18 protein-coding genes are annotated in these 20115 nt (G+C 33.0%); all 18 read left to right on the top strand.

All coding sequences use genetic code 11. From position 1 onward, the window contains the following. Positions 1–196: 196 nt before the first annotated feature. The 18 genes from PHP06_05075 to PHP06_05160 all read left to right on the top strand — a co-directional run bounded on the left by PHP06_05075 (position 197) and on the right by PHP06_05160 (position 20074). Positions 197–1198, top strand: coding sequence for a deoxyguanosinetriphosphate triphosphohydrolase (locus PHP06_05075; protein ID MDD3839929.1), 1002 nt, complete (start codon positions 197–199; stop codon positions 1196–1198). A gap of 144 nt (positions 1199–1342) precedes the next feature. Beyond that, positions 1343–3163, top strand: a complete 1821-nt coding sequence (gene dnaG, locus PHP06_05080; protein MDD3839930.1) for a DNA primase — start codon at positions 1343–1345, stop codon at positions 3161–3163. Then, positions 3156–4226, top strand: a complete 1071-nt coding sequence (gene rpoD / locus PHP06_05085) for an RNA polymerase sigma factor RpoD (GenBank protein MDD3839931.1) — start codon at positions 3156–3158, stop codon at positions 4224–4226. Before dnaG ends, rpoD begins: the two co-directional genes overlap by 8 nt. Positions 4227–4477: 251 nt before the next feature. Continuing rightward, complete coding sequence (locus PHP06_05090) at positions 4478–5815, top strand: DUF512 domain-containing protein (protein MDD3839932.1); 1338 nt, start codon at positions 4478–4480, stop codon at positions 5813–5815. 5 nt (positions 5816–5820) lie between these two features. Further along, positions 5821–7143 carry a ribosome biogenesis GTPase Der gene (gene der / locus PHP06_05095; GenBank protein MDD3839933.1) on the top strand — a complete coding sequence of 441 codons (1323 nt, stop codon included), beginning with the start codon at positions 5821–5823 and terminating at the stop codon, positions 7141–7143. 14 nt (positions 7144–7157) lie between these two features. After that, a complete protein-coding gene (plsY, locus tag PHP06_05100) occupies positions 7158–7751 on the top strand; it encodes a glycerol-3-phosphate 1-O-acyltransferase PlsY (GenBank protein MDD3839934.1) in 594 nt (197 codons plus the stop codon). A gap of 18 nt (positions 7752–7769) precedes the next feature. Then, the gene (locus PHP06_05105; protein ID MDD3839935.1) at positions 7770–8798 is read left to right on the top strand and encodes an NAD(P)H-dependent glycerol-3-phosphate dehydrogenase; all 1029 of its coding nucleotides are present in this window, start codon (positions 7770–7772) and stop codon (positions 8796–8798) included. 113 nt (positions 8799–8911) lie between these two features. Further along, positions 8912–9451, top strand: a complete 540-nt coding sequence (locus tag PHP06_05110; protein MDD3839936.1) for a PRC-barrel domain-containing protein — start codon at positions 8912–8914, stop codon at positions 9449–9451. Between the two features lie 5 nt (positions 9452–9456). Continuing rightward, entirely contained in the window at positions 9457–9624 is a 168-nt protein-coding gene (locus tag PHP06_05115; GenBank protein ID MDD3839937.1) for a hypothetical protein, read from the top strand. Between the two features lie 54 nt (positions 9625–9678). Beyond that, positions 9679–10746, top strand: a complete 1068-nt coding sequence (locus tag PHP06_05120) for an AI-2E family transporter (protein MDD3839938.1) — start codon at positions 9679–9681, stop codon at positions 10744–10746. A gap of 206 nt (positions 10747–10952) precedes the next feature. Further along, positions 10953–13589 (top strand): alanine--tRNA ligase, encoded by a 2637-nt coding sequence (gene alaS / locus PHP06_05125; GenBank protein MDD3839939.1) that lies wholly within the window; start codon positions 10953–10955, stop codon positions 13587–13589. Positions 13590–13710: 121 nt separating this feature from the next. Then, positions 13711–13977 (top strand): IreB family regulatory phosphoprotein, encoded by a 267-nt coding sequence (locus PHP06_05130; GenBank protein ID MDD3839940.1) that lies wholly within the window; start codon positions 13711–13713, stop codon positions 13975–13977. Between the two features lie 12 nt (positions 13978–13989). Beyond that, positions 13990–16188: a hypothetical protein gene (locus PHP06_05135; protein ID MDD3839941.1), complete on the top strand. Its 2199-nt coding sequence runs from the start codon at positions 13990–13992 to the stop codon at positions 16186–16188. Beyond that, entirely contained in the window at positions 16178–17122 is a 945-nt protein-coding gene (locus tag PHP06_05140; protein ID MDD3839942.1) for an aldo/keto reductase, read from the top strand. The genes PHP06_05135 and PHP06_05140 overlap by 11 nt, the downstream gene beginning before the upstream one ends. Positions 17123–17136: 14 nt before the next feature. Next, complete coding sequence (gene ruvX / locus PHP06_05145; GenBank protein ID MDD3839943.1) at positions 17137–17547, top strand: Holliday junction resolvase RuvX; 411 nt, start codon at positions 17137–17139, stop codon at positions 17545–17547. A gap of 17 nt (positions 17548–17564) precedes the next feature. After that, positions 17565–17831 carry a DUF1292 domain-containing protein gene (locus tag PHP06_05150; GenBank protein ID MDD3839944.1) on the top strand — a complete coding sequence of 89 codons (267 nt, stop codon included), beginning with the start codon at positions 17565–17567 and terminating at the stop codon, positions 17829–17831. A 42-nt stretch (positions 17832–17873) separates the two neighbouring features. Then, on the top strand, positions 17874–18308 hold the full coding sequence (locus PHP06_05155; protein MDD3839945.1) for a Fur family transcriptional regulator: 435 nt from the start codon (positions 17874–17876) through the stop codon (positions 18306–18308). A gap of 86 nt (positions 18309–18394) precedes the next feature. Continuing rightward, on the top strand, positions 18395–20074 hold the full coding sequence (locus tag PHP06_05160; protein ID MDD3839946.1) for a ribonuclease J: 1680 nt from the start codon (positions 18395–18397) through the stop codon (positions 20072–20074). Positions 20075–20115: the final 41 nt, after the last annotated feature.

The raw sequence follows: 20115 nt of genomic DNA on the forward strand, positions 1-20115 counted from the left end.
TAAAAGCAATATTTTAATGAATAATCTGAAGACATAGAGCCTACGAGTGTTTTTAAAATATTCTATCAAAATAGAAAAACTATAAAATTTAAGGAGGATATATATTGTTGCTGTTGTATATTATATAAATAGGCATTAAAAGGGATAGACTTGCAAAACAATATATATAATATTCAAAGATTACGGCGGTGATTACATGTTAATCAGAGAGATGATAGAACAAGTTGAAAAAGAAGTACTATCAGAATATGCCGTTTTAAGTTGTAATACTAAAGGAAGAAAAAGAGAAGAAAAAAAATGTGATGTAAGGACCGAATATCAGAGGGATAGGGACAGAATATTGCATTCAAAGGCTTTCAGAAGATTAAAACATAAAACTCAGGTTTTTATCGCTCCTGAAGGAGATCATTATAGGACACGTTTAACCCATACTTTGGAAGTTTCACAGATAGCTAGAACAATAGCTCGAGCATTGAGATTAAATGAAGACTTAACAGAAGCAATAGCCTTGGGGCATGATTTGGGGCATACCCCTTTTGGCCATTCCGGTGAGGAGATTTTAGATGAATTATGTGAATCTGGCTTTAAACATAATTGTCAAAGTCTAAGGGTAGTAGATTTTTTAGAAAAAGGCGAAGGATTAAACTTAACTTGGGAGGTACGAGACGGGATATTGAATCACAGAAAGGATGGTAATCCTTCAACCCTAGAAGGTAAGATAGTGAGTATATCCGATAGAATAGCTTATATCAATCACGATATAGATGATGCCATAAGAGGAAATATTATAGATGAGGCTGATCTTCCCGATTATTGTGTAGATATATTTGGAAATACCCATAGTAAAAGAATAGATACAATGATAAAAGATGTTATACAAGCGAGCTATAATAAACCTTATATAAGGATGAGCAATCAAGTAGAAGTTGCCACCAGCATATTGAGAGAATTCATGTTTAAAAAGGTTTATGTCGACTCAGCAGCAAAAGTGGAAGAGGAGAAAACTCAATATATGTTAAAGCAATTATTTTATTATTTTCTTAATAATATAGATTTACTACCTGATGAAATGATAAAGATTATTCCTAAGTGGGGGAAGGAGCAAGTTGTCTGTGATTATATAGCTGGAATGACTGATCGATTTGCAATTAATAAGTACAACGACTTATTTATACCTTCACCTTGGAATAAATATTAAATTTTTAAATCAAAAGAAGGAGAATGATATGTTCGTGTCGAATTAAGTCAAATTGTTAGGATTTATTTCACTTCTATATAAAAAAAGAAGGAAAAGTACTTGGTTTGGCGAACATATATACTATAATATATTGGGGTTTTTTTTATGAGCAGTTTTATACCTAAAAATCTTATAGAGGAAATCGTAAGTAGGACTGACATAGTGCAAATTGTTTCGGAGTATTTATCTCTAAAAAGAAGCGGTGCAAATTATATTGCCTTATGTCCATTTCATGATGAAAAAACTCCATCTTTTTCTGTTTCTCCAGACAAACAGATTTATCATTGTTTTGGATGTGGTGTTGGAGGAAATGTAATAAATTTTATAATGAATATCGAAAAGCTTGATTTTGTTGAAGCAGTTTCCCTGCTTGCAGAAAAGGCAGGTGTTAATTTATATAATGCGGTATCTGATGATGTGCAGAAAGGTATCGTGAATGAAAGAAAAATATTATATGAAATCAACAAAACTGCAGCAGAATATTTTAATAAAAACCTTTTTTCTTTTCATGGTAAAGAAGCGATAGATTATCTTACAAGAAGAGGCATTACAAAAGATACAATAGAAATTTTTAAAATTGGTTATGCAATAAAAGAGTGGCAGGATTTAACGGATTTTTTAATTAAAAAAGGCTTTAAGCAGAAGTATGTAGTAAAATCAGGATTGGCAGTGCCCCGTAAGAACCGTAAAGGGTGCTATGATCGTTTTAGGGGCAGGATAATTATCCCAATTTTTGATCATATAGGTAAAATAATAGGATTCGGCGGAAGAGTGTTGGACCATTCATTGCCAAAATATTTAAATACTCCTGAAACACTAGTTTTTGATAAAGGATCTATGTTATTTAATATCAATAATGCTAAAAGCAAATTGGAGAATGGTTATATAATTATCGTAGAAGGTTACATGGACGTAATTTCTTTATATCAAGAAGGGATTAAGAATGTAGTTGCATCTTTAGGAACTTCTTTAACACAAGGACAGGCTAATCTAATAAAAAGATACTCTAATAACATAATCATTGCCTATGATGGTGATGTTGCAGGACAAAAAGCTACTTTGAGAGGAATGGATGTTTTAGATGAAGCAGGATGTAATGTGAGCGTTATAAATTTTCCTAAAGGCATGGACCCAGATGATTATATAAAAAAGATGGGACACAAAAAATTTTATGACCTTATAAACACTGCTTTGCCTTTGATTGATTACAAACTTTCTGTAATTCAATCAAGGTACAACCTGGATACTGTTCAGGGTAGAAGTGAATATGCTGCAGATGCGGCAAATTTGATAAATAATATCAAAAGTTCAATTAAAAAAGACGCATATATTAAAAAAATCCAACAGCAGACAGGAATATCGTCTACAGCTATATATGATTATATTAATAGAAGCAATAAAAAGAATATAATTGGCAATAATAGGTATAATAAGAATGGAAACCAAAAAGATGTATTTGTATCAGCTAATTTACTGGCAGAAAAAGGTATTTTAAAAGCCATAATTGAAGACATGGATTCATTCCGATATGTGTCCAACATATTAGATTATGAACAGTTTTCGGATGAAAATAACCGGATTATTGCCGAATATATTTATAAGCGATATAGGTCTAATGAAAAAGTGGTGCCTTCTGTTATGATATCAGACTTAGCTGATAATGTTTCAAGCGATTTTATTACATCGATTATTGAAATGGATACAACACAATTTACAGATAAAATAAAATTTATCGATGACTGTATAAAAAGGGTAATAGAATATGATACAAATAATGAAATAAGAAAAATTCAGGAACAAATCAGGCTTTTGGAAAAACAAAAAGGAGATGTTGATAAAATAGAAATCTTGTTAAATCGACTTATGACATTAAAACAACATCAAATAGATTGCCGTCGCTTGGAAGGAGGGAAAAGTATTGAATAATAAAGAACTATATAAAAAGAGCATAAAAAAATTGATAGAGCTTGGTAAAAGCAAAGGTAGTCTAACTTATGATGAAATAATGGATGCACTCGAGGATATTGAGTTAGAACCTGAACAGATAGAAAAGATATATGAGACATTAGAATCTATGGATATAAAGATGGAAAGTGAACAGGAATATGAAGATAGGAAAGAGGAAGATGACAATATTGAATTAAATGTACCTGAAGGTGTAAATATAGATGATCCTGTTCGTATGTATTTAAAAGAGATTGGGAAAGTACCCTTATTAACACCCGAAGAAGAGGTAGAGCTAGCTAAAAGAATGGAGAATGGGGAAGAATATGCAAAAAGGAAACTAGCAGAAGCAAATTTAAGATTAGTGGTGAGCATTGCTAAACGCTATGTAGGAAGAGGTATGCTATTTCTGGATTTAATACAGGAAGGCAATCTTGGTTTGATAAAAGCGGTTGAAAAATTTGATTATAGGAAAGGATATAAATTTAGCACATATGCAACTTGGTGGATAAGACAAGCTATAACCCGTGCTATAGCAGATCAAGCTAGGACTATCAGAATTCCTGTTCATATGGTAGAGACTATCAATAAATTAATAAGAGTACAAAGACAATTATTGCAGGAATATGGAAGAGAGCCTACACCTGAAGAGATAGCCGTTGAAATGGATTTGCCGGTGGAAAAAGTGCGTGAAATAAAGAAAATAGCACAAGAGCCTGTATCATTAGAGACGCCTATTGGTGAAGAGGAAGACAGTCATCTGGGTGATTTTATTCCTGATGATGATGCTCCAGCCCCGGCTGAAGCTGCAGCCTTCACGTTGCTCAAGGAACAATTGATAGATGTATTAGATACTCTATCTGAACGTGAGGAGAAAGTTTTAAGATTGAGATTCGGGCTGGATGATGGCAGAGCAAGGACATTAGAGGAAGTAGGAAAAGAATTTAACGTCACTAGAGAAAGAATAAGGCAGATTGAAGCGAAAGCGCTGAGAAAGTTGAGGCATCCGAGTAGAAGTAAAAAACTTAAGGATTATCTTGATTAAAAAGCGATTCAGATAGTAGAATCGCTTTTTTTACTTTTAAAACAATGATAAGGATGTATATCAAGAAAGTTCGATGGAAAACCATTATTGAAACCCATATAGGAGATAAATGGATTGTTAATGATATTTGCCTTTAAAAAACTTGTCGAATGGTAGTTGACTAAATAAAATTTTTAGATAATAATAACTAGTAGAACAAACAAATTAGTAATAGGTAGTAACACCAGCAATAAATAGGAGCTGTATGTGACATGAACAAAAGAAATTATCAAGTGATAAATGAAGTAGTAAAAGGGAGCGTTGCTGAACACACAGGGATAGAAAAAGGGGATGTGTTGAAGAGCATTAATGGGCGTCCCGTAATAGATGTTATCGATTATCAATACCAAATGTATGATGAGTATATTTCTTTAGAAGTAATAAAAAAAGCGACAAAAAAGTGTAAAACTTTGAATATAAATAAGGAAATAGACCAAGATCTTGGTCTGAAATTTTGCAATGAACTCATGGATGACACAATACAATGCAGGAATAAGTGCATTTTTTGTTTTGTGGATCAACTACCAAAGGGTTTAAGAAATACTCTTTATGTCAAAGATGACGATTGGAGACTTTCGTTTTTATTAGGAAATTACATTACTTTAACTAATATGGATTCTCGACAATTGGATAGAATATTAAATATGAGGATTAGTCCTTTATATATTTCAGTCCATTCTACAGACCAGGATTTAAGGAGTCGTATATTGAGAAATAAGAATGCGAGAAATATAAACTCTATGTTGAAAAAGATCAGTGATGCAGGAATTCAGTTCAATACACAGATTGTCCTTTGTGCGGGAATAAATGATAGAAAAAGCCTTGATAAAACAATTTTTGATTTAGCGGGGTTCTACCCTCAGTTGCGTTCCATTGCAGTGGTTCCTGTAGGGCTCACTAAGTATAGAGAAAATTTGACTGAACTGAGAGCATTCACTAAATCAGAATCGGAACAGACTATAGAACAAGTGGAAGAATGGCAATCCCGTTTCAGGGGGGAATTTGGTACTTCTTTAGTTTTTTTATCAGACGAATTTTATATAATGGCTCATAAAAAAGTGCCTGGGTATGAACACTATGAAGATTTTATACAGCTAGAGAATGGCGTTGGAATGCTGGCAAGGTTCAAGAGACAATTTGAATTAGCTGTTAAAAAATATAATAGTACTTTTAATAATGTAGACTCTGATAGAAAGATAAATATAGTAACTTCAGAAGCAGCAGTGGATTTTATTAAACATTTGATAAAAGATATAGAGAGTTATTTGAATATCAATGTAATCTCAATAAAAAATGAGTTTTTTGGAGATACAGTAAATGTAGCAGGTTTAATAACAGGCAGGGATTTGTTAAACCAGCTGCAAAAAAACAATATCCATGGTAATATTTTAATACCTGAAACAATGTTGAATGATGATGGTAGGTTTTTAGATGATCTGGATATAGATTATATCTCTGAAAGTTTGAATTCCAATGTAACGGCGATCCCGGTAGATGGAATGAAATTTTTAGAAAGTATTATTGGCACCGGCATCACAGACAAGGAGTGATTTATATGTCATTAGCTCACGTAGCCATAGTAGGAAGACCGAATGTAGGGAAATCCACTCTGTTTAATAGACTTGCTGGAGAAAATATTTCAATTGTTGATGATCAACCTGGAATAACTAGGGACAGGGTATATACAGAAATAGAATGGCTAAATAATTATTTTATGTTAATAGATACGGGGGGATTGGATTTTATCAAACAAGATGAAATAGTATCTAATATCAAGAGACAAGCAGAAATTGCTATACATGAAGCAGATGTTATACTATTCATAGTGGATGGGAAATCCGGTGTCACCTCTTTGGATCAAGAAATTGCATTAATGCTGCGAAAGACAAAAAAACCTGTAATATTAGTTTGTAATAAAGTCGATAATATTGAGATGGTTAGTTCTATTTATGAATTTTACAACCTAGGATTAGGGGAACCTATAGCTATATCTGCTGCCCATGGGTTAGGTATAGGAGATCTGTTAGATGAGATTATAAAGGACATACCAAGAGAATTAGATAGTAGCATAGATCAGGATTGCATAAAAATTGCTGTTGTTGGCAAACCCAATGCAGGAAAATCATCTTTGATAAACCATATATTAGGTGAAGAAAGACTGATTGTAACTGATATGCCGGGAACTACAAGGGATGCTATTGATACAAGATTTGAAACAGATGATAGAAAATATATATTTATAGATACAGCTGGGATCAGAAGAAAAAGCAGAGTTTTAGAAGATTTAGAAAGGTATAGTGTGGTAAGATCTTTTAGATCTATAAGAAGAGCAGATGTAGTTTTATTGGTTATAGATGCTGTTGAGGGCCCAACAGAGCAAGATGCCAAAATAATTGGTTATGCACACGAACAAGGCAAAGCTATAATAATAATAATAAACAAATGGGATTTGATAGAAAAAGATGACAAAACAGTTTATAATTATAAAGAGAGAGTATATAATACGTTATCTTTTGTTTATTATGCCCCTGTGCTATTTATATCAGCCAAAACAGGAAAAAGGACAGGTAGGATTTTAGAAAATGTCGATTTTGTTTTTAAACAGAACAGCCTAAGAGTTTCTACTGGGGTGTTAAATGAAATAATTAGCGAAGCAGTTGCTTTAGCAGAACCTCCTTCTGATAAAGGTAAAAAGTTAAAAATTTTCTATTCGACGCAAGTATCAATTAGACCTCCTACTTTTGCGTTATTTGTAAACAGTAAAGATCTTATGCATTTTTCATATATGCGGTATATCGAAAATCAGATAAGAAATAGCTTCGGGTTTGAAGGTACTCCCATTAGAATTCTGATCAGAGAAAAGAAAAAAGATAGATGATAAGGTGGGGTAAAATGAATTTTATTTTTTTATCGATTGTTGGCTATCTGGTGGGGAGCATATCCAACGCATATATAGTAGGCAAGATGTTTAAAAAAGTAGATATACGACAATATGGAAGTGGAAACGCAGGAGCAACCAACGTTACTAGGGTGATGGGTTTTTTACCTGGTTTTATAACTCTTTGTGCTGATATTGTTAAAGGTATGATTGCTGCGTATATAGGAGGTATGTTTGCAGGACCTCTAGGCGCTATAATATGCAGTACTTTTTCTATTATCGGTCATAATTGGCCTGTTTTTTTCGGATTTAGAGGTGGAAAAGGTGTAGCAACTTCTTTAGGCTGTCTTATTATAATAGATCCATTTATAACATTGATAGTGGTATGTATAGGGCTTTTAATAATGCTGATCACTAAATATGTTTCATTAGGTTCTATTGTTTCAGCTGCGTCTTACCCGGTTATTGCTTTGCTGCTTAAAAAGGATAATCTGTCAATAATATTTGCTTTTATCGTAGGACTTATGATTATTATAAAACATAGATCAAATATAAATAGGTTGATATCAGGTACTGAACCAAAAATTGGCGAAAAAAAAATATATTGATTATGAGAGGGAGATAAAATGGTTAATACTATAACTGTAGTTGGTGCAGGAAGCTGGGGAACTGCAGTTTCGTTGATGTTGGCGAAAAAGGGTTATGATATTAAATTATGGGTATATGAGACTGAAGTATATGAATATATTAAACTGAATCATGAAAATCATAGATATTTGCCTGGTGTTGTTTTACCTAAAAATATAATAGTTTCAAATCGGCTTGATAGTAGTACTTTGGATAGTGAAATAATAGTTTTAGCTGTTCCTTCCCATGTAATAAGATCTATCTGCAAACAGATTAAAAAGTATGTGACTCAGGATAAAATAATTGTAAACCTGGCGAAGGGTATAGAAACTGACACATTAATGAGAATGTCAGAAGTTATTAATCAAGAAATACCAAACTCTAAATTAGCTATAATATCTGGACCTAGTCATGCAGAAGAGGTTGCCAAAGATATCCCAACTGCTGTGGTAGTCTCGTCAGCAGATAAAGCTATCGCTGAATGCATACAAGATATTTTTATGTGTTCAAATTTCAGAGTTTATACCAACCCTGATATTGTAGGTGTTGAATTAGGCGGTTCTTTGAAGAATATAGTAGCGATAGGTGCAGGTATGTGTGACGGTCTAGGATATGGTGACAACACGAGAGCTGCATTGATAACCAGGGGTATCGCTGAAATTGCTAGACTAGGTAGTTTAATGGGTGCTCACACCAGAACCTTTTCCGGTTTATCTGGTATTGGAGACCTGATCGTTACATGTAACAGCATGCACAGCAGAAATAGAAGGGCTGGAATTAAAATAGCACAAGGAAAGAGTTTAAAACAGATGATTGAGGAAATTGGGATGGTGGTGGAAGGAGTAAAGACTACAGAAGCAGCCTACAAACTTTCAAAGATGTACTGTGTTGAAATGCCAATTACACAAGAGATTTACAATGTATTATTTCGTTCCAAAAAACCTGAAAAGTCTGGCGTTGATCTTATGATGAGAAATAAAAAACACGAAATAGAACAGCTTGTTTTTGGAGAAAGCATTGAATGGTAAAAAGAAGAATATATTCTATGAATTATTCTTTTTTTTTGAGAAAAAATAAATTAGAATATATTCTTTGCAAACAGGTTTTGTTATTATATTTGTATAAATTCGTAATAAAATAAATGAAAGGAAGGAATAATATTAAAGGCAGTGATTTAATAGGTTCTTCTGTTATATGCAGACAAACAGGAAAGGTTGTCGGAATTGTAAAAGATGTGGTGTTTTTAGTAGGTGAGACTAAAATCAGCGGATTGTTTATAGAAAATAGGGATATGTTTAAAAAAACATTTTTTATAGATGGGGAAGACATTATTTCAATAGGAAATAATATAATACTCATAAAAAGCATAGATAATTTAATTATCGATATGGATAAATCTGTATTTACAAATAATAAAGTGTTAGGATTAAAAGTAATAACAGATAAAGGTGAAGAACTAGGAATTGTTCATGATGTACTGATCAATGAACAAGATTATAATGTTGAGGCATATAAAATTTCTTCGAATTTTTTTGATGATATATATAATGGTATGTCCACATTATCTGTAGATTGTCAGATCATGTTCGGAGAAGATGTCATCATAGTATCAGATAAAAATGATTTAACCAGTCAAACAGGAGGAATTAAAAGGTTGTTAAATACCAGCGAAAGGAAGTGAACTTAATGAAAGGAAAATTCACAACAGGTATGATAGCGGGAGGTATTTTAGGAGCTATTATGGGAGTTGTTGTATATAGCAGAATGAATGAAAGTTCTAAGGAAGATATAATGGGAAATGGCAAAAAAATTATAGAAAAGACCGGAGATTTTATAGGCGGTATGATGAAGTAGACAAAAAATGTCTACTTCATTTATAGGTGGTGCGCTAAATTTGAGAATATATTTATGGATATATATTCAATAAGTGGTGTAAGCATGCTTATGGACGAAAATGCCAAAAAAACTATTTTACGTGTTTTACTTTATTTTATACTCGCATTTACTATATATATAGTTGGCAAGTATCTTAAATTTATATTTTTACCTGTTTTTATTGCAGGTATTATATCTTATATACTAAATCCTTTGGTGTGCTTTATTGATAAGTATGTGAAAAGCAGAACTATTTCTGTAATTATTTTATTTTCAGCATTTATTATAATTTTAGTATTGATGGTAATATTTATAGTTCCTAAATTCTATGAGGACTTATCTGAACTTTTTGTTGTTGTTCCGGAATACATAGAAAGATATAAAAGAGTTGTTGATAATTTCCAAAATTATCTTGATAGCTCTCATATGCCGATGATGCTAAAAGATGTAATAAACACTAATATCCAGATGATTGGCAATATTATATTTAGGTATTTTAAAAGTTTCAATAAAACTATTTTAAACCTTTTTTCTCAGATGTTGGATATAATAATAATACCGGTTTTATCATTTTACTTTTTGAAGGATATGAATTATTTTAAAAATAAAACAGTGGAAATATTGCCTTTGAAATATAAAAAAACTATAATAGGGATACTAAAGGATATCAATATTGTTTTGGCTAAATTCGTAAGAGGGCAATTCATCATTGCGTTGATTATTGCATTGATGAGTACTGTTGGATTGTACCTACTTAATATAAGGTATGCACTACTTTTAGGTACACTCGCAGGTATGTTTGATGTTATCCCTTATTTTGGTCCAGTGATAGGTGCGATTCCCGCTATACTTTTAGCAGCGTTAGAGTCTCCTTCTAAAATTTTTTCAGTAATCATAGTTTTTATAATTATCCAGCAGGTAGAAAGCGGAATAATAACTCCTAAAATAATCGGGGATAGCATGGAGCTACATCCTATTGTAGTTATTATCTCATTGCTTATAGCAGGAAAATTTTTTGGAATATTAGGTATGCTTATTGCCGTTCCTATTGTAGCTACATTAAGGGTGATATTCAATCATTTGTATAAGGCGTTAGTATGATTTTAATTGACAAATAATGCATTGTTTATTATAATCCTATTATAATTATATATCGAATCGTTTATTGAGCAGTATTGCCCGCTTGTGTTTTTTTAAAGGGTTTTAGTAATAATAAAAATAACAAAAAGCTGTAAAAAGACTTAAGCCCCGGCAGGGCCGAGTCTTTTTGTTTTTTATGATGCATCAGATATTGGGAGGATACATAGATGAAGAGGTTAAGTGTAAATGAAATAAGAAAAGCATTTTTAGATTTTTTCAAGCAAAAGGATCATTTGATTTTACCCAGTTTTTCTTTGATACCTGAAAATGATAAAAGTTTATTATTGGTGAATGCTGGTATGGCTCCTTTGAAACCATATTTCACCGGACAAAAAAAGCCACCTAGTAAAAGAATAGCTACATGTCAAAAGTGTGTTAGAACACCCGATATTGAGCGGGTAGGTATTACAGCACGTCATGCTACATTTTTCGAAATGTTGGGGAATTTTTCATTTGGAGATTACTTTAAAGAGGAAGCTATAACATGGGCATGGGAATTTGTTACTGAATGGCTGGAAATGCCTGAAGATAGGATATGGATAAGTATTTATCAGAATGATGATGAAGCCTTTGATATTTGGCATAATAAGATAGGCATTCCGAAGAAAAGGATAGTTAGATTGGGAAAAGAGGATAATTTTTGGGAGATTGGACAAGGTCCATGTGGGCCGTGTTCTGAACTACATTTTGATCGGGGAGAAAAATATGGTTGTGGTAAGCCCGATTGTACAGTAGGTTGTGATTGTGACCGTTTTGTAGAATTTTGGAATTTAGTGTTTACCCAATTTGATAAAGATGAAAATGGTAATTATAATAAATTAAAAAATCCTAACATAGATACGGGTATGGGGCTAGAAAGAATGGCGGTTATACTTCAAGATGTGGATTCAATTTTTGATATCGATTCCACCAGGGATATAATTAATAGGGTATGTAAGATAACCGGACACGAGTATGGACATAATGAGCATACGGATAAGTCTATAAGAGTGGTAGCTGATCACATCAGAGGTGCGGTTTTTATGATTTCTGATGGCATACTGCCGTCAAATGAAGGTAGGGGTTATGTTCTAAGAAGAATTATCAGAAGAGCGGCAAGACATGGAAAGTTGTTAGGAATAGACGAGCTGTTTTTAAGTCAATTATCAGATGTGATAATCCATGATTATAGTGATGCATACCCTGAGTTGGACCAGAGGAAGAATTTTATAGAGAAGGTAATAAGGCAGGAAGAAGAAAGATTTCAGACTACCATTGACCAGGGTATACATATATTAAATAGTTTTATAAAAGAGCTGGAACAAAAATCAGCCGACATATTGCCAGGGGAGCAAGCATTTAAGTTATATGATACATATGGTTTTCCTCTAGATCTTACAAAAGAAATTCTGCAAGAAAATAATATGCAGGTAGATGAAAAAGCTTTTGAATCTATGATGGCTAATCAGAAACGGATGGCAAGGGCTGCTAGGGAAAAAACAGAGTATATAAATAAAGAGGAGAGAATATTTACAAAAATAGATAAAACTGTAAAGTCGAAGTTTGTAGGATACGAACATGATAAAATTGAATCACAAATTTTGTATATAATAAAGAAGGATGGGTTGGTTAAATCTGCCGATATAGATGAAGATGTAGGTTTAATACTAGATAAAACTCCTTTTTATCCAGAAGCCGGAGGACAATTAGCTGATATAGGAATATTGGAATGCAATGGCAATATAGTCAATATTAAAGACGTTAAAAGGGTAGATGAAAATATTATAGTCCATTATGGAAGGATAAAGAGTGGGCATATACATGTGGATCAAAAAGTAGTTGCTTCCATTGACTTTGACAATAGGTTAAATACGGCAAGAAATCACACATCTACACATTTATTACACAGGGCATTAAGGGATGTGCTTGGGGCTCATGTTGAACAGTCCGGTTCTCTAGTTTCACCAGAGAAACTACGATTTGACTTTACACATTTTGAACCTTTGAACAAAGAGCAGATTGATAGTGTAGAAGCAATAGTAAATGACGCTATATTTGGGAGTTTAAAAGTAAATACTCTACAAATGTCATATGATGATGCTGTCAAAATGGGTGCAATTGCATTATTTGATCAAAAATATGGCGATAAAGTCAGAGTTGTAAATATTGAAGATTATAGTATTGAGTTGTGTGGCGGTACACATCTTTCTAATACTAGTCAAGCAGGTTTGTTTAAAATAATATCTGAAACAGGTGTAGCCTCCGGAATCAGAAGGATAGAAGCTGTTACGGGGAAATATGCACTGGATTATATGAAATCAAGAGAAAAAACATTGGTCAGAATATCAGATAAATTAAAAGTCAATGTCAATGATGTTGAGAAACGTATCGATGCACTTATTGAAACAACAAAAAATCTGGAAAAAGAGGTGGAAAAGTTAAAAGGGAAATTCGTAAGAGACCGGAGCGATGAATTGATAAATAGTGCAAATCAAATAAAAGGCATAAAGGTAGTCGCCCGAAAAGTAGGCAGTATGGATATAAATTCAATGAGAAATTTTGCAGATAATATACGTTCAAAGATGGAAAACTGTTTGGTAGTATTAGCTGCACAAAATGGGGAACGGGTCAGCTGGGTAGCAATGGCTGATAAATCTGCAGTAAATCAAGGAATAAATTGTTCAAACATAATAAAAAAACTTGCTAACATAACAGGTGGTGGGGGCGGTGGCAGACCAGATATGGCTCAGGCTGGAGGTAAAAAGCCGGAAAAGATAGATGACGCTATCTCCCAAATAGAATCTATAATAAAACAAGAATTATAGTGCTGATAAGTAATCAACCCAAATGTATATGTGAACTTAAAATATTACATGAAATCAAAATTAGATTGCATAATTAGCATATATGCCTTATTATTAAGTTGTAAACAATTTCTGGGGGGGGATATCAAATATGGACGATATTCAAAATACCATGAAGTTTAGCATAAATAAGGAAAAGGAAAACAAAGCAAAAACAATACTACTTTCAGTTTATAATTCTCTAAATGAAAAGGGATATAATCCTGTAAATCAGATTGTAGGGTATATTATTTCCGGTGATCCAACGTATATTACCAGTTATAATAATGCGAGGACCTTGATAAGAAAATTGGAAAGAGATGAATTATTAGAGGAAATAGTGACATACTATATAGAAAATAACAAATAAAGGAAGGTTAGTATGTCACTTAGCAAAAAGATAATTTTAATTTCCATCTTTTTGATGACTTTTTTTTTGCGTAATGCAAACCTTTGTATGGCTGAAGATTTTGGAGATCATAAAGTTGTCTTGATTGTGGTAAATAAAGTAAGTTTTAAAGAGCTGCAAGATAATATTCATTTTAATAGTTTAATGGCGAAAAGTTCTATAGGGCTCATGAATGTAAATGGGGCGGGAAAGGCTACTACATACAAAGGTTATGCGTCCATTGGAAGTGGAGCTAGAGCGAATGCACAGAGAAGTAATTGCAATGCTATCAAAGCTGTAGGAGAGATAGGCGATATATTTTACAGAAGAACGGGTATAAAAGCAAATAAAGATAACATTGTAAATTTAGAGATAAATAGGATAAAGGCACTAAATGAGACGAATAGTTTTTACGCAGTACCCGGTAAGTTGGGAAATTTGATAAGACAAAACGCAAAAAAAGTGGCATTGATTGGCAACTGCTATACCGATGAACTTTTTATAAACCCTGCAGCTCTTATTGCAATGGATGATCAAGGAATTATAGACGGAGGACTTATTGGAAATGAAATTATAACTAAAGATATTTGCTATCCTTATGGGATAAAAACAGACTATAATTCTGTAGAAGCCTTTGTCAGAAAAAATTATGAAAAGTATGATTTTTGGGTAATTGAAACCGGGGATATATCTAGGCTGGAAAGATATAAGTATTTTTTAAATGCCGAGATGTATGAAAGTCATAAGGTACAAATATTAAATGATATAGGGTTATTTATAAAAAGATTGATTGCTTTTTTTGATTCACATAATACTACTTTAATTATTACAACGCCCTTTTATTCTTTAGACAATAATATTAAAGGTGATAAGTTGACACCTTTAATTATTTATAAAAGAGATATAAAGCCAGGTGTTATAACATCTAACACCACTAGAAGAAAAGGCATTGTTGCAAATATAGATATTGCCCCTAGTATATTGAAAGAGTTCGATATAGACAACCATGGAATGACGGGAGATAATATATATAATATTGAGCTGGAAGAAAATATTCAGCATATAAATAATTTGAACAATAAGACTGTGGCAACGGCAAAAATTAGGACGCATATATTAAAGGGTTATGCTTTATATCAGATAATTTTGATAGCGATGTTTTTGTTTATGGTTGTTTTTAACAAAAGGTTTTCTATAAAAGCATTCAAAATAGCCAAGCACTTGATTTTGATCAGTATGTCAGTTCCTTTAGTGCTTTTGATAGAACCAATTTTACAAACAAGTTCTCAATCTTTTAAGATCATATTCACAGTTTTAGGTTCAATAATAGTTGTTTTTTTTATTGGTATTTTATTAAAGAGAAATGACGATAAATTATTTGTCCTGTCTGGAATGATATATGCTATAATTGCTATTGACATATTGACAGGTGGTTTTTTAAATAAGAATTCAATAATGGGCTACGATCCTATTATTGGCGCTAGATATTATGGTATAGGAAATGAATATGGAGGATTGTTTTTAGGTTCGGGTATGTTATTTGCTGGTTTAGGAATTCAAAATAAATATATTAACAAATTTTTAGCCTGTGCAATCCCTGTTTTCACTTTTGTATTAAGTATTTCATCGGAACTGGGTGCAAACTTGGGATTGAGTATATCTGTAGGAATATCAGCATTGTTTCTAATATTTAGTATATTTGATATAAATCTTGATTTGAAAAACAATATCATAATTCCGATATTTTGTATTATTTCAATAGCCATATTTACTATCTGGGATATTTATTTTACTGAAAGAAATAGTCATATAGCAAATGTTTTTATTGGTGTTCGTCAATATGGAGTAAAATTGATATTCGATACTGCCGTAAGAAAGATTAACATGAATTTTAAATTAATGAAGTATACTATTTGGAGCAGAGTGCTCATCTCTTTTATTTTATCATTAGGTTTGTTGTTTTATAGACCAGTGGGTCTTTTAAAAAAGGTTATGGATGATTATGATACTATGACTATGTTTTGGTACGCCAATATTATCGGTGCTATAATAGGTTTGGTAGTTAATGACTCGGGGATAGTTTTTGCTGCAACTAGTATGATTTATTTGGTAATGAGTATATTGTATATTATAGCTGGATATATTGATAACGACGTGAATTTTAGCAGGGGGAACTCAACAAATGGAATATAGGGTTTTAGGAGATACTGGTATTAAGGTTTCTAGACTATGTTTTGGATCCTTGACAATTTCTCCTTTACAAGCAAACCTTTCTTTGAAGGATGGAATAGATGTAATTTTAGAAGCAGTAGATAGAGGGGTAAATTTTATCGATACTGCTGAACTGTATGATAATTACGATTATATAAAAGGAGTGCTAAAATATAAAAAAGATCTGATAATTTGTTCAAAATCATACGCATATGACAAAAAAACAGCAGAGAAAAGTCTCGATCTTTGTCTTAAAGGTATTGGACGGGATTATGTTGATATTTTTATGATCCATGAACAGGAAAGTGAATTGACATTAAAAGGGCATTATCCGGCGATTGAGTATTTTTTAAGACAGAAAGAGCTGGGTAAGGTAAGGGCCGTTGGGATATCAACTCATACTGTAGCTGCTGTCAGAGCAGCTAAAAAGATGGATGCAATAGATGTGATACATCCTTTGATAAATATAGACGGATTGGGAATACAGGACGGAACGGCAAAAGAAATGGAAGAGCAGATAAAGCAGGCAAAGATCAACGGAAAGGGTATATATGGTATGAAACCTTTAGGAGGGGGAAATTTAATCAGGAAATACCAGGAATGTTTAAGATATGTCATAAATTTGGATTTTTTAGATTCGATAGCGTTGGGAATGCAGAGCAGGGAAGAAGTGATAGCAAATATTGCAATGTTCGAAGATAAAATACCTGATCCTGAAATAATGGATAGGATTTCGTCCAAGAAAAGGAAAGTGCTGGTAGATTTTTGGTGCCAGGGTTGTGGAAGCTGTTTAAAGGGATGTAGTCAGAATGCAATAGCAATCAACAATGGTAAGGCAGAGATAGATGAAGATAAGTGTCTGCTCTGTGGATATTGTGGTGCATTCTGTCCAGAATTCTGTATAAAGATTATTTAAGGGAGAATATTATTTTGAGAATAATGGGTCTTGATGTTGGTGACAAAAAAATTGGAGTGGCGGTCAGCGATGAGCTTGGTATAACGGCGCAAGGAATTACTACTGTTATAAGGGATGGAAAATGTAAAGATATTGATGAGTTAAAAAAAATAGCTGAGAATTATAAGGCTACCAAAGTTGTAGTCGGCCTACCCAAGAATATGAATGGAAGTCTTGGGCCACAAAGCGAGAAAGTAATATCTTATATTAAAAAATTAAAAAAAGAGCTTAATTTGGACTATATTTTTTGGGATGAAAGGCTGACAACGGTTGCTGCAGAGAAGATGTTGATTGCAGCAGATGTGACCAGAAAAAAGAGAAAAAATATTATCGATAAAATAGCAGCGGTATATATACTACAATCCTACCTGGATAGTAGAAATTAAAAGGAGATGAGTAAAGTTTGGAGAATGAAAAAAATGAAGTTATTTTATTGACTGAGGATGATGAAGAAGTAAGGTTCGAACATCTAGCTACACTGGAATATAATGATAATCAATATGTTATACTTTCTCCTATGGAGGAAATGGAAGGTGTAGAGGAAGATGAAGTGGTAATATTGAGGATAGAAAAAGATAATCAAGGCCAAGACGTTTATGTTGGATTGGATGATGAGCGGGAAATAAAAGCAGTTTTTAGCGCATTTGAGCAATTATATTATGAGGAATGATCAGTTTTTTTTTGAATCCAAAAAAGTTTATCAGGTGATATCATGTATGTTGATATAGAAGATTTAAAAGAGAAATTGCAGTCTAGTGGTTATAAGCTTACTACGCAAAGACGTGCAATAATAGATACTTTTATAGAAAACGAAGGTAAGCATTTGAATACTGAAGAGATATATGAATTGGTCAGGACTAGGTATCCAGAGATAGGCCTAGCTACAGTATATAGGACGTTACAGATACTAGAAGACATGGATATAATATACAAACATAATTTTGACGATAAATGCAGTAGATATGAGCTGAATCATAAAGAGGAAGACCATCACCATCATCATCTAATATGCCTAAAATGCGGTAAAGTAATAGAAGTTGAGGATGATTTATTAGATGAGTTGGAAGATAAGATTGATAAAAATAACAACTTTAAAATAATAAATCACAAGGTTAAGTTTTTCGGTTACTGCAGTGATTGTAGGTAGGGCTGGTTCCTGCATCAAAACAATGCAGGATTTTTATTGTTGTTTTAGTATAGGAACGGATTTTAAAAATATAAATACAAGGAGAGATGCTAATAGTGGCAACAAAGAAGAATCAAAATTTAAAGATAATTTCCTTAGGCGGTCTATATGAAATAGGAAAGAATATGACCGTCATCGAATATAAGGATCAAATAATTGTAATAGATAGTGGATTGTGTTTTCCAGAAGATGAAATGTTAGGCGTTGACATAGTGATTCCGGATGTGACCTATCTTGTAAAGAATAAAGAAAAGGTAAAGGCCATACTGCTTACTCATGGACATGAAGATCATATAGGGGCCTTGCCGTACGTATTGAAACAGATAAATGTGCCAATATATGGGACTAGACTTACTCTTGGGTTGGTAGAAAACAAGTTAAAAGAACATGGTATGAATGATAGCGTCAAAAAGATATGTATTAAACCACGGGATAAAATGAAAATAGGGTTATTTGAAATAGAGTTCTTAAAAACCAGCCATAGTATACCTGACACTGTTGCTCTTGCAATCCATACACCGATAGGAACTATAGTTCATACTTCGGATTTCAAAGTAGATTATACTCCTATAGACGACCAAGTAATGGACTTGCATAGATTTGCTAGTTTAGGTGAAAAAGGCGTACTATTGATGATGGCTGATAGTACAAACGTTGAGAGAAAAGGCTATTCTATGTCTGAAAGAAGTGTTGGTGATAGTTTTACTGAAATTTTCAAAATGGCAAAACAAAGAATACTTGTAGCTACTTTTGCTTCAAATGTTCATAGAATACAACAGATAATTAATGCTTCATTGGCGTATGGAAGGGTTGTTTCTGTGTCTGGAAGGAGCATGGAGAACGTGATGAGTGTTGCTCGTGAGCTAGGTTATCTTGATATACCGGATAATATGCTTGTTAATATTGATGATATCAATAAATATCCCGATGACAAGGTGACCATAATTACCACAGGTAGCCAGGGTGAACCCATGTCTGCATTGACGAGAATGGCTACATCAAACCATAGGAAGGTAGAAATAGTTCCAGGGGATATGGTTATCATCTCTTCAACCCCTATTCCCGGTAACGAAAAATTAGTATCCAGAGTTATAGACCAGCTATTTCAAAAAGGAGCAGATGTAATATATGAAACTCTAGCAGATGTTCACGTATCAGGACATGCATGCCAGGAAGAGTTGAAGTTGATGCATGCGTTGGTTAAACCAAAATATTTTATGCCGGTACACGGTGAATATAGACATTTGAAACAACATGCAAATCTTGCACAAGAGTTAGGCATGCCTAAGGAAAATATATTTATTCCCAGCATAGGTGATGTTTTAGAGATCAATAAAAAAGGAGCAAAAATTGCCGGCAGGGTATCATCGGGAGATGTATTGGTAGACGGTCTGGGAGTCGGGGATGTAGGAAACATCGTTTTGAGGGATAGAAAGCATTTATCTCAAGATGGAATTCTTGCAGTAGTAGTTACCATTACCAAAGAAGAAGGAAAAATTATTGCCGGACCTGATATTATTTCTAGAGGCTTTGTGTATGTAAGAGAATCTGAGGATCTTATGGAAGAAGCAAGAGAAAAAGTAAAGGAAGCACTTGCAAAGTGTGAAGAAAAGCAGATAACTGAATGGGCTACATTAAAATCATATATGAAGAGCGCATTAAGAGAATTTTTGTATGAAAAGACCAAGAGAAACCCCATGATATTACCTATAATAATGGAAATTTGATCTTTTTAAAAGGGCGAAAAAATGTTATAATTGGTCTTATT

The sequence above is a fragment of the Clostridia bacterium genome, from assembly GCA_028698525.1.
Classification (GTDB): domain Bacteria; phylum Bacillota; class Clostridia; order JAQVDB01; family JAQVDB01; genus JAQVDB01.

What these genes read in the sequence shown, in the direction of transcription:
- PHP06_05105 (MDD3839935.1), top strand. Translation starts at nt 7,770, where the DNA reads ATGGTTAATACTATAACTGTAGTTGGTGCAGGAAGCTGGGGAACTGCA.
- alaS (MDD3839939.1), top strand. Translation starts at nt 10,953, where the DNA reads ATGAAGAGGTTAAGTGTAAATGAAATAAGAAAAGCATTTTTAGATTTT.
- PHP06_05160 (MDD3839946.1), top strand. Translation starts at nt 18,395, where the DNA reads ATGCTAATAGTGGCAACAAAGAAGAATCAAAATTTAAAGATAATTTCC.
- dnaG (MDD3839930.1), top strand. Translation starts at nt 1,343, where the DNA reads ATGAGCAGTTTTATACCTAAAAATCTTATAGAGGAAATCGTAAGTAGG.
- PHP06_05115 (MDD3839937.1), top strand. Translation starts at nt 9,457, where the DNA reads ATGAAAGGAAAATTCACAACAGGTATGATAGCGGGAGGTATTTTAGGA.
- PHP06_05140 (MDD3839942.1), top strand. Translation starts at nt 16,178, where the DNA reads ATGGAATATAGGGTTTTAGGAGATACTGGTATTAAGGTTTCTAGACTA.
- PHP06_05155 (MDD3839945.1), top strand. Translation starts at nt 17,874, where the DNA reads ATGTATGTTGATATAGAAGATTTAAAAGAGAAATTGCAGTCTAGTGGT.
- PHP06_05075 (MDD3839929.1), top strand. Translation starts at nt 197, where the DNA reads ATGTTAATCAGAGAGATGATAGAACAAGTTGAAAAAGAAGTACTATCA.
- PHP06_05110 (MDD3839936.1), top strand. Translation starts at nt 8,912, where the DNA reads ATGAAAGGAAGGAATAATATTAAAGGCAGTGATTTAATAGGTTCTTCT.
- PHP06_05135 (MDD3839941.1), top strand. Translation starts at nt 13,990, where the DNA reads ATGTCACTTAGCAAAAAGATAATTTTAATTTCCATCTTTTTGATGACT.
- PHP06_05090 (MDD3839932.1), top strand. Translation starts at nt 4,478, where the DNA reads ATGAACAAAAGAAATTATCAAGTGATAAATGAAGTAGTAAAAGGGAGC.
- PHP06_05120 (MDD3839938.1), top strand. Translation starts at nt 9,679, where the DNA reads ATGGATATATATTCAATAAGTGGTGTAAGCATGCTTATGGACGAAAAT.
- der (MDD3839933.1), top strand. Translation starts at nt 5,821, where the DNA reads ATGTCATTAGCTCACGTAGCCATAGTAGGAAGACCGAATGTAGGGAAA.
- plsY (MDD3839934.1), top strand. Translation starts at nt 7,158, where the DNA reads ATGAATTTTATTTTTTTATCGATTGTTGGCTATCTGGTGGGGAGCATA.